Source organism: Microbacterium natoriense, assembly GCF_030816295.1.
Taxonomy (GTDB): Bacteria; Actinomycetota; Actinomycetes; order Actinomycetales; family Microbacteriaceae; genus Microbacterium; species Microbacterium natoriense_A.
Genome location: NZ_JAUSXV010000001.1, coordinates 3,167,751 through 3,181,026 on the forward strand (window position 1 = coordinate 3,167,751; position 13,276 = coordinate 3,181,026).

Below are 13,276 nucleotides of genomic sequence, written 5' to 3' on the forward strand. Positions count from 1 at the left end.
CGGTTGCGCGCGCCCGCAGCGACGCGGGCGTGTCGCGCCTTTGCCGACGAAACCGGTCAGCCGATGACCGCGACCTCGGGCGAGGTCACGTCGATGGTCGACGCCTCGGGGTTCAGCGCGATGGCTCTCGCGAGCGTGACGCCCTTCAGCGCGGACTCGTCCTCGCTCCCCCACACGACCGTGAGGCCCGAGCTCAGGGTGAGCGTCACGTCGTCTGCGGTGCTCGCGCGCACGCCGGTGAGGGCCGCACGGACATCAGCGGGAAGCGAGCGCACGACCAGGCCGGCGCTCTCGAACGCGCGCGAATCGGTTCCGCCCGTGATCTCGAGCAGCGGCTGCCCGGCGGGCTGATCGCTCGTGGTGGACAGCACGACCCCCGCGGCATCCACCAGCGTGTAGCCGGCGTCCGAGCGGATGACGCCGACGGGAGTGCGCTCGACGATCCGCACCGTGAGGTCGTGCGGGGGCTTCGCTTCGAGCGCGTACGTCTCGATCAGCGGAAAGGCGAGCAGCGCCGCCTTGACCTTACTCGTGTCGACGAGCGCCAACGGCGTGCCGAGCTGCGCATCGAGGGCCGACTCGACCGTCGCCGGGTCGAGCGTCGTCGCGCCGACGACCGTGATCTTCTGCACCGCGAACAGGGGGCTGTATGCGGCCGCCACGCTGCCGCCGATGAGCAGGATCAGCGCGCCGACGACGCTCAGCCAGAGGACGCGACGCCGACGGGACCGCTGTGTGAATCGACGGATCTCGGAACGCAGCGCCCGGCGTCTGGCGCGGGCAGCGCGCCAGACGTCGCGGGCGCTGGTCGGCTGTTCCGATTCGACGGCCTCGTCGACGGTGTCCGGCGCATCCACGGGCTCCTCGATCTCGCGGATTCGGGAGATCGACCGCGCCGGCTTCTCCTTCTCACGAGCGCTCTCCCGATCGACCGGGAGCGGAGCGGGCCGACGCACGGATCAGCCCTCGGCGGATCCGCGCAGCGACTCGAGCACCTGCGGGATGATCTGGTACACGTTGCCGCAGCCGAGGGTGATCACGAAGTCGCCCTCGCGCGCGACGCTCGCCGTGTAGTCGGCGGCCTGCTGCCAGTCGGCCACGTAGTGCACGTGGGCCTGATCGTCGAAGGCGCCGCTGACCAGTTCTCCTGTGACACCGGGAACCGGATCTTCGCGCGCGCCGTAGACGTCGAGCATCACCGTGTGGTCGGCATAGGTCTCGAGCACGTCCGCGAACTCCCGGAACATGTGCTGAGTGCGCGAGTAGGTGTGCGGCTGCTGGATGGCGATGATGCGCCCGGTGCCGGCGATCGAGCGCATGGCCTCGAGTGCGGCGCGCACCTCGGTCGGATGGTGCGAGTAGTCGTCGTAGACCGTGACGCCACGTTCTTCACCGTGCTTCTCGAGACGGCGGACCGTGCCGGCGAATCCCTCGATCGCTCGCGCGGACTCCTCCAGGCCGAAGCCCAGAGCGCGCAGCACGGTGATGGCGCCCGCGGCGTTGATCGCATTGTGCAGGCCCGGCACGGCGAGCTGCAACCGGACGCTCTCCCCCGCGTGAGTGATCGTGGCGGACACGCCGGCCTCAGCGCGCACCTCGGTGACCCGTACATTCGCGTTCTCGGCGAGGCCGAACGTGATCACATTGGGGTGCGACAGCCCGGCGCCGACCCGCAGCGCACCGGGGTCATCGCTCGAGATGACGACGGCTTCCGTCGCGGCGTCCGCGAAGCGCACGAACGCGTCGTGGAACGCCTCGTCCGAGCCGTAGTGGTCGAGGTGGTCGGGGTCGACGTTCGTGATGAGCGCCACTGCGGTGTCGTACAGCAGGAACGTGCCGTCCGATTCGTCGGCCTCGATCACGAACAGCTCGCCGGTGCCGGTGGCGCTCGACGTGCCCAGCTGTTCGATGACGCCGCCGTTGACGAAGTTCGGGTCGACGCCGAGAGCCTGCAGAGCCGTCACGATCATGCCGGTCGATGTCGTCTTGCCGTGCGCGCCCGCGACGGACACCAGTCGTCGGGATCCGATCAGCCAGTGCAGCGCCTGTGAACGATGGATGACGTGCAGGCCGCGCTCCTTGGCGAGCACGAACTCCGGGTTCTCGGGCCAGATCGCACCGGTGTGCACGACGGTGTCGGCGTCACCGAGATGAGAGGCGTCGTGGCCCACGTGGACCGTGGCCCCCGCTGCGGCCAGTGCCTGCAGATTCGCGCTGTCGGCGCGGTCGGAACCCGACACGCGGATGCCGGCGTCGAGGAACATCCGGGCGAGGCCGCTCATCCCCGAGCCGCCGATGCCGATGAAGTGCGCGGAGGTGATGTTCTCGGGAATCGGAAGGGAGAGGTCGGGTCTGATCATGGCTTCTCCAGTTTACGTTTCATATCTGCGTGTCGACTCGCTGGGCTCGCTCAACGGCCGTGGTTCGCGGTGCCCAGCGCCCGGTCGACGAGCGCGATCACGTTGTCGGTGCCGCTGCGGGTCCCGACCTGCTCCGCCGATGCCGCCATCTTCGCCAGACGCTCGGCGTCTCCGAGCAGGGGGACGACGATTCGGCGCACGGCGTCGCCGTCGAAGGTCGCGTCGTCGAGAAGCTCAGCGGCGCCGGCTGCCACGGCGGACGCCGCGTTCAGGCGCTGCTCGCCGTTGCCCACCGAATACGGCACGTACAGGGCCGGGATGCCGAGCGCGCTGATCTCGCTGACCGTCGCCGCACCCGAACGGGACACGATCAGGTCGGCGAGCGCGAAGGCGAGGTCCATGCGATCGACGTAGCGGCGCAGGGCGTAGCCGGGCACCTCGGGATCCGCGAGCTCGCTGCGCTCGCCCGTCACGTGAAGCAGCTGCCATCCCGCCGCGAGGATGTCGGCCCAGGAGCCTGCCAGCGCCTCGTTGAGCCGTTGCGCTCCCAGAGACCCGCCGAACACCAGGAGCACGGGGCGTGCGGCATCCAGTCCGAAGTACTCGGCCGCCTCGTCGCGGCGGGCCGAGCGGTCGAGTTCGATGACTTCCCGACGCAAGGGCATCCCGACGACCTCGCTGCCGCGCAGCGGGGTGCCGTCGAAGGCGACTCCGGTCGCGGCGGCGCGCCGTGCGCCGAGCACGTTCGCGAGTCCAGGCTTCGCATTGGCCTCGTGCACCACGAAGGGGATGCCCTCGCGGCGAGCCGCGACGTAGGCGGGAGCCGAGGCATAGCCGCCGAAGCCGACGACGACGTCGACGCCGTGCGCGCGGATGTGCTCGCGCACCTGTGCGATCGCCCGCCGGAAGCGGCGTGGGAACGCTACGGCCTGCGCGTTCGGACGGCGAGGGAACGGCACCTTGTCGACGATCAGCAGCTCGTAGCCGCGAGCAGGGACCAGGCGAGACTCGAGGCCTTCGGCCGTGCCGAGAACGAGGACGGATGCTGCGGCGTCGCGCTCACGCAGCCCGTCGGCGACGGCGAGCAGAGGGTTGACATGGCCTGCGGTGCCTCCGCCGGCAAGAAGGTACGTGGTCACCTGGTGACTTTACCCCGGTCGACTGCGGGGATCGTGCGCGCGAAGGCCAGAAGAACCCCGCACGCGATGAGCACGGCGAGCAGCGCGGTACCGCCCTGTGACATGAACGGCAGGGGCACGCCCATGACGGGGAAGAGACCGATCACGACGCCCACGTTGAAGATGGCCTGCCCGACGATCCAGACCGTGATGCCGCCGGCGGCCACACGGATGAACGGATCGTTCGTCTTGCGGATGATGTGGAAGACGCCGATCGCGAAGGTCGCGAACAGCGCGAGCACGACCAGGCATCCTATGAGACCCAGCTCCTCGCCGACGATGGCGAAGATGAAGTCGTTCCCCGCTGCGGGCAGCCAGCCGTACTTCTCCTGAGAGTTGCCCAGTCCGACCCCGAAGATCCCACCGGTCGCCATGCCCCACATTCCGTGGATCGACTGGTAGCAGTTCCTCTCGTAATCGCTCATGTCCGAGCAGACAGCGGTGATGCGGCGCATGCGGTCTTCGCTGGTCAGCGCGAGCGCGAGCACCGAGAGCACGCCCAGGATCACCGGGATGATGAACAGTCGCAGCTTGACGCCGGAGAAGAACAGGCAACCCAGCATGATCAGGACGAGCACCATCGAGGTGCCGAGATCCTTGCCCGCAAGCACCGTTCCGATGGCCAGCGCCGAGACGGGCACGACCGGGATGAACACCTGGTGCCAGGTGCCGAGCATCGTCTGCTTGCGCATCAGCACGTAGCCGATCCAGACCGCCAGGGCGAGCTTGAGGAACTCGGATGGCTGCAGCGTGAAGCCCGCCACCTTGATCCAGTTGCGGTTTCCGGCGTCTTCGATGCCGAGCGGCGTGAAGACGAGCATCTGCAGCGCCACGGCCCCGAACAGGGCCGGCCACGCCATCTTCTTCAAGAAGGCGATCGGAAGACGAGAGATCACGAACATGAGCGGGATGCCGAGCACGGCGAAGATGCCCTGCCGCAATGCGCCGTCCATCGGATTGGCGCCCTTGGACACGGCATCCGCACTCGTCGCGGACAGCACCATGACGAGACCGAAGATCGTCAGCAGCAGGGCCGTCGACGCGATCATCAGGAACTCGGTCGACACCGGCGTGAACCGCCGGCCGAGCGAGACACGTGCGGCGAATCCTCGCGACTCGGCGCGAGGAGGATCAGTGCGCGGGGTTCGGGCCACCTGCGTCATCGGCGCTCCCCCGGTCGATCCATTCCCGCACCGCTTCGGCGAAGCGGCGGCCACGATCCGCGTAACCGGAGAACTGGTCGAAGGACGCTGCGGCCGGGGCCAGCAGAACCGTCCCCTCGTCGCCAGCGACCCCCGCCGCGATCTCCACGACACGGTTCATGACCTGACCAGTCTCGCCAGCATCCACCTCGAAGACCGGCACCACGGGCGCGTGTCGTCGGAATGCCGCGACCACGGCTTCGCGTTCGACGCCGATCACGACCGCCGCGCGGGCCGTGCTCCCGACATCGGCGACCAGGTCGGCGATGTCGACGCCCTTGAGATCTCCGCCGACGACCCAGACGGCGCCGGGATACGCGCGCAGCGAAGACGCCGCCGCGTGGGGGTTCGTCGCCTTCGAGTCGTCGACCCAGGTGACGCCGGCATGCCGGGCCACGACCTGGATGCGGTGCGCGTCGAGCGTGAACTTCTGCAGGGCCGCGTGGATGGCCTCCGGTTCGACTCCGAGCGAACGCGCGAGAGCACTGGCGGCGAGGATGTTCTGCACGATGTGCGGGGCCGACAGCCCTGCTTCCTCGAGATCACGGAGCGTGGTGAGCTCCAGCGCGCTCCGAGCACGGTCGTCGAGGAACGCTCGGTCGACGACCAGCCCTTCGACGACGCCGATGTCGCTGGGGCCGGGGATTCCGAGGTCGAAGCCGATCGCCCTGGCGCCGTCGATCACATCGGCATCCTCGACCATGCGTCGCGTAGCTTCGTCGGCCTTGTTGTAGACGCAGGCGACCTTCGTGTTGCGGTAGACGAACGACTTCGCCTCGCGGTAGGCCTCTGCGCTTCCGTGCCAGACGAGGTGATCGTCGGCGAGGTTGAGGCACACCGAGGCGTACGGGATCAGCTCACCCTCGGGGAGAGACTGGCCGATGTACCAGAGCTGGTGGCTCGAGAGCTCCACCACCAGGACGTCGAAGCCTGCGGGGTCGCGCACCGCGTCGAGCACCGGAACGCCGATGTTGCCGCACGGCGCGGCGCGCAGCCCGCCCTCGACGAGCAGCGACGCCGTGAGCTGGGTCGTGGTCGTCTTGCCGTTCGTGCCGGTGATGAGCACCCACTCCGCGGGGGTGCCGTCTGCGCGCGTGACCTTGTCCCGCACGCGCCAGGCGAGCTCGACGTCGCCCCAGATCGCGGTGCCGCGCTCTTGCGCCCACCGGATCACGGGGTGCGCGGGCGAGAATCCCGGCGAGGCGATCACGACCTCGGGGTCGAAGTCGACGAGAGCCTGGGGCACGCTGGAGAGAGAGCCGAGCTCGAGTTCCGCACCGATCACGGGCAGCAGCCGGGCGTACTCCTCCTCTGCCGACTCGGTGAGCACCAGGACGGCGGCACCCAGTTCGGCGAGAGTGTCGGCGACCGAGAATCCGGTCATCGACAGCCCGAGCACGGCCACGCGAAGGCCCGACCAGTCGGAGTTCCAGCTCGTGAGCGACGCGAGACGCGGCTCAGCTGACACGGGTGAGCCACTCGACGTAGAAGAGCCCGACCGCCGAGACCGCGAGGAGTCCGGCGATGATCCACAGGCGCACGACGATCGTGACCTCCGACCAGCCGCGCATCTCGAGGTGGTGATGGAAGGGGCTCATCAGGAACAGCCTCTTGCCGCGCGTGATCTTGAAGTACGCGCGCTGGAGGATCACGGAGCCCGAGGAGAGGACGAACACTCCCGCGATCACGAAGAGCAGCAGCTCGGTGCGGGTGAGGATCGCGAGCGCCGTGATGACCCCGCCGATCGACATCGAGCCGACGTCGCCCATGAAGACCTTCGCCTTCGGCGCGTTCCACCAGAGGAAGCCGATGAGGCTGGCCGCGAAGGCCGCAGCGATCACGGAGAGATCCAGCGGATCCCGCACCTCGTAGCATCCGCCGATCGCCGCCTTCTCGATCGACTCCCCCACGCACGACTGCTGGAACTGACGGAACGCGATCAGGCCGTAGGACGTGACCACGAGGATGCCGGCGCCTGCGGCCAGGCCGTCGAGGCCGTCCGTGAGGTTCACGCTGTTCGACGTGGCGACGCCGATGACCGAGATCCAGACCAGGTAGAGGATCCAGCCGCCGATCACGCCGAAGACGAACAGGTTCAGCCACGGGATGTCGCGGAAGAGCGAGACGGCGCCGGATGCCGGGGTCTGCCCTGACCGGTTCGGGAAGTTCAGAGCCACGATGCCGAAGGGGACCATCACGAGCAGCTGTCCGATGATCTTGCGCCAGCCGGAGAGGCCGAGACTGCGCTGGCTGCGCACCTTCATGTAGTCGTCGATGAAGCCGACCGCGCCGAATCCGATCATGACCCAGATCAGCAGCAGGGCGGAAAGCGAGGGCACACCGCCGCCGACGAACACGCCGGTGAAGTAGCCCACCAGCGTGCCGAGGATGAAGATCACCCCGCCCATCGTGGGGGTCCCCCGCTTGGCCTCGTGGCTGGGGTTCTCGATCGCCTCGGGGGTGCGGATGACCTGTCCCCAGCCCCACGTGCGGAACAGCCGCAGGAAGACGGGGGTCAGGAAGAGAGTGAAGGCGAGCGAGATGGCCGCCGCCATGATGAGGGACCTCACGAGAACAATTCTCCCAGACGATCGCCGAGATGCCGGAGGCCTACGGAGTTGGATGACTTCACGAGCACTCGATCCCCGTCGCGGAGCTCGGTGCGCAGGTATTCGAAGGCGCTGTCCTGATCGGGGAAGTGCACGGCCTCGCTGTCCCACGAGCCTTCGCCGATCGCAGAGATGTAGAGCCTGCGCGCCTCAGGGCCGACGACCACGATGCGCTGGATGTTCAGCCGCACCGCGAGCAGGCCGATGCGATCGTGCTCCTCTCCCGCGGTCTCGCCGAGCTCGCTCATGGCGCCGAGGACCGCGACCGTGCGCTCACCGGGGCCTGTGATCTGCGCGAGCGTACGCAGGGCGGCGGCCATCGAATCGGGGCTGGCGTTGTACGCGTCGTTGATGATGCGCACGCGGTCGCTGCCCATCGGCTGCATGCGCCAGCGCTCGGCGATCTCGAGGGTCTCGAGACGGGCGATGGCGTCTGATGCTGCGACGCCGAGCACTCCGGCCGCCGCGATCGCGGCCATCGCGTTGTTGACGTGGTGAGCGCCGAGCACACGCAGGTGCAGCGGCATCCGCTCACCCGCCGCCTCGATCTCGCAGGTGGTGCCGGATGCCGTCACGACCAGGTCGTGCGCGCGCACGTCGGCCGCAGCCGATTGCCCGAAGCCGACCACGCTCATGCCGCGCGATTCCGCGAGCTCGCGCATCGCCGCGACGCGGGGGTCGTCGATGTTGAGCACGGCCGTGCCGTCGGGACGCGCTGCAGCGACCAGCTCGGACTTCGCCTTCGCGGTCTCCTCGATGCCGCCGAAGCCGCCCGCGTGGGCCATGCCGACCATCAGCACGACGGCGACGTCGGGTTCGACGAGACCGGCCAGATGAGCGATGCTGCCCGGCGCCGCGGCGCCGAACTCGCTGACGAGGAACCGCGTTCCGTACGTGACGCGCAGCATCGTCACGGGAGCGCCGATCTCGTTGTTGTACGAGTTGATCGGCGAGACGGTCTCGCCCTCGTCGGCGAGGATGCGGGCGAGGAAGTTCTTGGTCGTGGTCTTGCCGTTGGAGCCGGTGATCCCCACGATCTTGAGGTTCCCCGCCGCGCGCACGCGCGCGACGACTTCGCGAGCGAGCGCCGCGAGGGCTGCCACGACGTCGGCGACGACGATCTGCGAGACCTCTTCGTCGACCGGACGCTCGACGATCGCGAGTGCGGCGCCGGCGGCGACCGCATTCCCGACGAATCGGTGGCCGTCGGTCTCCGCCCCTGGCTTGGCGACGAAGATCGCCCCCTCTGCCATCGTGCGGGAATCGGTGTCGACGACGCCGTCCACGACGGTGTCCGCCGTGTCGGGGTCGACGAGGCGCAGTTCACCGCCGATGATGGCGGCGATCTCAGCGAGCGACAGGGCGATCATGACATCTCCATGCGCGGCATATGCCGGCTATTCGAACTTGGGAAGCAGCGCGTCCATCGGGACGGTCGAGGGCATCACGCGGTAGGTCTTCATGACCTGCGTCATCGCCTTCTGGAAGGCGGATGCCGTCGCAGCCGATGATGTGATTCTAGTCGGCTGGTCGAGAGTGACGATCACGACGTACTGCGGATCGTCGACCGGCGCGAAGCCCACCATGCTCGTGTAGTACACGCCGGCCTTGTACCCGCCGTTGCCGTCGGGGATCTGCGCGGTACCCGTCTTGCTCGTGACGCGGTAGCCAGGAACCTTGATGCGCTCTGCGTTTCCACCTTGCACCGCGACGTTCTCGAGCATGCGCGTCAACTCGGCCGCGGTCTCGGGCTTGATGATCTGCTTCTTCTCGGGATCCGCGGCCTTGTGCACGGTGCCGTCGGCGTCTGTGCACGACTCGATCAGTGACAGGCCGATCTTCTCCCCGCCGTTGGCGATGGCCTGATAGGCACCGGCGACCTGCGGGGCGGTGACGGTGAAGTGCTGGCCGAATGTCGTCGTGTACAGAGACTGGTTGTCCCATTCGCTCGTCGGATGCAGCTCTCCGTTCGTCTCGCTCGGGAACCCGACGGTCTGCGTGCCGACGCCGAAACGCTGCAGGTAGTCGAAGCGGACGTCGGGGCTGACCATCGTGCCGAACTTCGACAGTGCGACGTTGGACGAGTCGATCAGCGCTCCGGCCAGCGTGTAGTTGTACGTCGGGTGCACGAAGGCGTCGTTGATCACAGCGCCGTTCGGGAAGTGCTCCTTCGACGAGGCCGACACCGTCGGGCTGGTCGGGGTGACTCCGGCGTTCTCCATGATGGCGGCGGCCGTCACGGGCTTGAACGTGGAACCGGGCTCGAAGGCGTAGGTGAAGAGCTTGCTGTACCAGCTGCTCGGCGACGAGCCGTTGAGGTTGTTGGGGTCGACCGTGGGCCACTCGGCTGCGGCGCGGATCTTGCCGGTCTTGACCTCCACGACCGTGACGGTGCCGCCCTGAGCACCCTGGGCCTGAGCTTCCTCCGCGATCATCTGCTGCATGTACCAGTTGAGGTCGCTGTTGATGGTCAGCTGCACGGAGCCGCCGTTCACGGCATCCGTCCGCTGCTCGCTGCCCGGGATCACGACGTCGTTCGTGCCCTTGCGGTAGGTCTCCTCGCCGTTCGTCGGCGCGAGGCACTGCGTCTCCATCTGCTCGATGCCCGCCTGAGCCTCGCCCGAGCCGTTGAGGAATCCGATCACGTTGCCGGCCACGGCGCCGTTCGGGTACACCCGGGTCTCGCGCGAGTCGTGATGCAGATAGGCGAGCTTCAGGTTCTTCAGTTCGGTGTACTGCTTCGCATTGAGCCCCTTGGCGAGCTGGTACCACTGCGTGTCCGGGTTCTCCGCGCGTGCAGCCTCCACGCCGCTTCGCAGCTCGTCCGCGTTCAAGCCCATGATCTCGGCGATCTTCGTGGAAGCCTCTGCCCAGGGGAGTTTGGGCGGGTTCTCCTCGTCGGTCTCGACGGCGTTCATCGCCTTCGGGTCCATGTTCCAGTCGTAGACGGTCACGCTCTCGGCGAGCACTGTCCCGTTCGCGTCGACGATCGAGCCGCGCTGCCCCGGGATCGTCGTCTTGTCGCCGAGATACTGCAGCGATTGCGCCACGTGCTCATCCGCGCTCACGACCTGGATGTCGACGAGGCGCACGATGAACGCGCCCAGGATCGAGAGGATCACGGCGAGGGCGACGACGGTGCGTCGCCGGGGACTCCGGGTTGCTCGTGTCGTCATGGGTTCTCTCCGTCGGTTCTCTCTTGTGCGCGTCGTCAGCGTGTCTCGGGGCTCGGCAGGCCGTCGGTGATCGCCGGCGGAAGCTGCTCGGTCTCGGTCACGGCATCGTCGGTGACCGGTCCGTCGTTCGCGTCCGCCTGCGCGGGCGGGACGAGCAGCGAGTTGCTGACGGCGCCCGCGCCGTTGGGGTTGACCGTGGAATCCCACCCTGCGCCGGTGCCGGTGCCGAACACGGCTCCGTCGCTGAGCCGCAGGTACGCCGGTGAACCGGCGACGACCATGCCCAGCGCCGCGGCGCTGGTGGCCAGCGCCTGCGGAGAGCTGAGCCCCGTGAGCTCCTCCTGCAGGGCGTCTGTTCGAAGATCCAGCGTCCGCTGCTCGGAGTTCAGCGAGGCGAGCGTGTAGGAATCCTGCGTGATCGCGAGCGACAGCCCGATCTGCGCGGCGCCGATGGCCATGGCCCCGCCCAGGGCGACCAGGGCGTAGGCGAGCTTCGGCTTGCGCCGGGCGGTGGTCTTCGGCAGCGGCGTCAGATTCGGGCGCGGTGCTCGGGCGGGTGCGTCTGGCGCGACGACCGGCTTGCGTGCGGTGGCGTTCAGGCTCATGTGTTCTCTCGCACCTTCTCTGCCGCCCGCAACCGCACGGGGATCGCCCGTGGGTTTCGAGCACGTTCCTCATCGTCGGCGAGTTCGGCGCCGCGGGTGATGATCTTGAATTTCGGTGCGTGCTCGGGAAGCTCGACGGGCAGCCCCTTCGGCGCGGTCGACGCGGCGCCCGCGGCGAAGGCCTGCTTGACCAGGCGGTCCTCCAGCGACTGATAGGACATCACGACGATGCGTCCGCCGACGGCCAGAGCATCCATCGCGGCGGGGATCGCGTCGGCGAGCACGTTGAGCTCGGCGTTGACTTCGATCCGCAGCGCCTGGAACACGCGCTTGGCCGGGTGGCCCGCACGCTGTGCCGCGGCAGGCGTCGCCGCGATGAGGATGTCGACGAGCTCGCCGGAGCGTGTGATCGGCTTCTTCTGCCGGGCGTCGATGATGAAGCGCGCGTATCGGCCGGCCAGCTTCTCCTCGCCGTACCGTTCGAAGATGCGGCGGAGGTTGCCCTCGTTGTACGTCGCGACGACCTCGGCTGCGGTGATGCCCGTGGTCTGATCCATCCGCATGTCGAGCGGGGCGTCCTTTGAGTACGCGAATCCGCGCTCGGCCTCGTCGAGCTGCAGCGAGGAGACGCCGAGGTCGAAGAGGATGCCGGACGCGCCCTGAGCGTGCAGGCCGATCTCGTCGTACACGGTGTGCACGAGCGTCATCCGGTCCTTGAAGCGGGCGAGCCGCTCCCCCGCGATGCGCAGCGCGTCGGTGTCGCGGTCGAGTCCGACCAGGCGGATGTTCGGGAAGCGCTCGAGCAGTGCCTCGGAGTGGCCGCCCATCCCGAGGGTGGCGTCGACGAGCACCGCGCCGTCCGCCTGGAGGGCGGGAGCGAGCAGCTCGACGCAACGTTCGAGCAGGACGGGGGTGTGGATGTCTCGGAGGTTCATGATCTTTCTCGGGTTGACCTTCGGCTCTGATCCCCCTCCGCTTCTCGACCCGGCACCGGGGAAGTGTGTCGGGGCGGGAGCGGCGGGGCATCACAGCCGTGGTCAGAAGAGTCCCGGAATCACCTCCTGCTCGAGGTCGGAGTAGGTCTCCTCACCGGCGGCGAGGTAGGCGTTCCAGCTCTCGGCATCCCAGATCTCAGCGTGGGCGCCGACTCCGGTGACGATGAGCTCCTTCTGAAGCCCCGCGTACTGACGCAGGTGCTGCGGGATGGTGATGCGGTTCTGGTTGTCGGGCATCTCCGCGCTTGCACCGGAGAGGAACAGGCGCATGAAGTCGCGCGCCTGCTTGTTCGCGAGCGGCGCCTGACGGATCCGCTCGTGCATGGACTCGAACTCGGCCGTGCTGAAGACGTAGAGGCAGCGCTCCTGCCCTCGGGTGACGACGATGCCGCCGCCGAGGTCTTCGCGGAACTTCGCGGGAAGGATGACCCGTCCCTTGTCGTCCAGCTTCGGAGAATGCGTTCCCAGCAACATCAGCCATCACCCCCTCTGCGTCCGGCCAACTCGAGGTGCGCCCCACTTTACTCCACTTCCCTCCACATTCCTACGCTCTTTCTGGGAAATACCAGCACTTTCGATTCTGCGCATGCTCGAATTCCGCGTGATTACGCGGTGGAGAGGAGTGGAGGGCCAGTGGAGGAAAGGGGGAGCTGTGTGGAGCCCGGACGGCGGACAGCAAAAAGGCCCGGATGCTCAGCATCCGGGCCTGTGAAGTGTGGAGAGGTCAGTGACCGTCTTGGCGGCGATCCCATCGGTCGTTCATGCGATCCATGAACGACGCGGAACTCTGCTGCTGCGGCTTCTTCTTGACGCCGTCACGGGGAGCGGCCGGCGTCGGACGGCGCACAGGAGTGACCGCCAGCATCACTCCACCGAGCATGGCGGCGAACGCGACGACGCCGATGATGATGCCCCAGACGTCGCCCACGATGACTCCGGCGATCAGACCGCCGATCCCGACGAGGAGCAACAGGGCTCCGTACACGAGATTGCGGTAGCTCAGAGCGCGGTCGCCGCTGGGCGCGCTCACGACGTCGGCGTCGTTGTGGAGGAGATGGCGTTCCATCTCGTCGAGCAGACGCTGCTCCTGTTCGGAGAGTGGCATTTCGTCCCCCTCGGGTATCTTCCGACCATTCTACGCGCGCCTCGCC

At 68.0% G+C, this 13,276-nt stretch carries 12 protein-coding genes; all 12 read right to left on the reverse strand.

The window, feature by feature from the left end; genetic code table 11:
* Positions 1-56: 56 nt before the first annotated feature.
* The 12 genes from QFZ53_RS14965 to QFZ53_RS15020 all read right to left on the reverse strand — a co-directional run bounded on the left by QFZ53_RS14965 (position 57) and on the right by QFZ53_RS15020 (position 13,230).
* Positions 57-956 (reverse strand): FtsQ-type POTRA domain-containing protein, encoded by a 900-nt coding sequence (locus QFZ53_RS14965; protein WP_307297792.1) that lies wholly within the window; start codon positions 954-956, stop codon positions 57-59.
* Positions 957-959: 3 nt separating this feature from the next.
* Positions 960-2,360: a UDP-N-acetylmuramate--L-alanine ligase gene (gene murC / locus QFZ53_RS14970; RefSeq protein ID WP_292908198.1), complete on the reverse strand. Its 1,401-nt coding sequence runs from the start codon at positions 2,358-2,360 to the stop codon at positions 960-962.
* Positions 2,361-2,410: 50 nt separating this feature from the next.
* Positions 2,411-3,499, reverse strand: coding sequence for a UDP-N-acetylglucosamine--N-acetylmuramyl-(pentapeptide) pyrophosphoryl-undecaprenol N-acetylglucosamine transferase (locus QFZ53_RS14975; protein ID WP_307297794.1), 1,089 nt, complete (start codon positions 3,497-3,499; stop codon positions 2,411-2,413).
* The gene (ftsW, locus tag QFZ53_RS14980; RefSeq protein WP_307297797.1) at positions 3,496-4,701 is read right to left on the reverse strand and encodes a putative lipid II flippase FtsW; all 1,206 of its coding nucleotides are present in this window, start codon (positions 4,699-4,701) and stop codon (positions 3,496-3,498) included. The genes QFZ53_RS14975 and ftsW overlap by 4 nt, the downstream gene beginning before the upstream one ends.
* Positions 4,670-6,208 carry a UDP-N-acetylmuramoyl-L-alanine--D-glutamate ligase gene (murD, locus tag QFZ53_RS14985; protein ID WP_307297800.1) on the reverse strand — a complete coding sequence of 513 codons (1,539 nt, stop codon included), beginning with the start codon at positions 6,206-6,208 and terminating at the stop codon, positions 4,670-4,672. Before murD ends, ftsW begins: the two co-directional genes overlap by 32 nt.
* Complete coding sequence (mraY, locus tag QFZ53_RS14990) at positions 6,198-7,310, reverse strand: phospho-N-acetylmuramoyl-pentapeptide-transferase (RefSeq protein WP_292908189.1); 1,113 nt, start codon at positions 7,308-7,310, stop codon at positions 6,198-6,200. The genes murD and mraY overlap by 11 nt, the downstream gene beginning before the upstream one ends.
* Positions 7,307-8,719 (reverse strand): UDP-N-acetylmuramoyl-tripeptide--D-alanyl-D-alanine ligase, encoded by a 1,413-nt coding sequence (locus QFZ53_RS14995; protein WP_307297802.1) that lies wholly within the window; start codon positions 8,717-8,719, stop codon positions 7,307-7,309. Before QFZ53_RS14995 ends, mraY begins: the two co-directional genes overlap by 4 nt.
* Before the next feature lie 27 nt (positions 8,720-8,746).
* Complete coding sequence (locus tag QFZ53_RS15000; RefSeq protein ID WP_307297803.1) at positions 8,747-10,525, reverse strand: peptidoglycan D,D-transpeptidase FtsI family protein; 1,779 nt, start codon at positions 10,523-10,525, stop codon at positions 8,747-8,749.
* Positions 10,526-10,560: 35 nt separating this feature from the next.
* Entirely contained in the window at positions 10,561-11,130 is a 570-nt protein-coding gene (locus QFZ53_RS15005) for a hypothetical protein (protein ID WP_307297804.1), read from the reverse strand.
* Positions 11,127-12,065 carry a 16S rRNA (cytosine(1402)-N(4))-methyltransferase RsmH gene (gene rsmH, locus QFZ53_RS15010; protein ID WP_307297805.1) on the reverse strand — a complete coding sequence of 313 codons (939 nt, stop codon included), beginning with the start codon at positions 12,063-12,065 and terminating at the stop codon, positions 11,127-11,129. Before rsmH ends, QFZ53_RS15005 begins: the two co-directional genes overlap by 4 nt.
* 102 nt (positions 12,066-12,167) lie before the next feature.
* Complete coding sequence (mraZ, locus tag QFZ53_RS15015) at positions 12,168-12,599, reverse strand: division/cell wall cluster transcriptional repressor MraZ (RefSeq protein WP_307297806.1); 432 nt, start codon at positions 12,597-12,599, stop codon at positions 12,168-12,170.
* Between the two features lie 250 nt (positions 12,600-12,849).
* Positions 12,850-13,230 (reverse strand): DUF3040 domain-containing protein, encoded by a 381-nt coding sequence (locus QFZ53_RS15020; RefSeq protein ID WP_292908180.1) that lies wholly within the window; start codon positions 13,228-13,230, stop codon positions 12,850-12,852.
* Positions 13,231-13,276 lie beyond the last annotated feature (46 nt).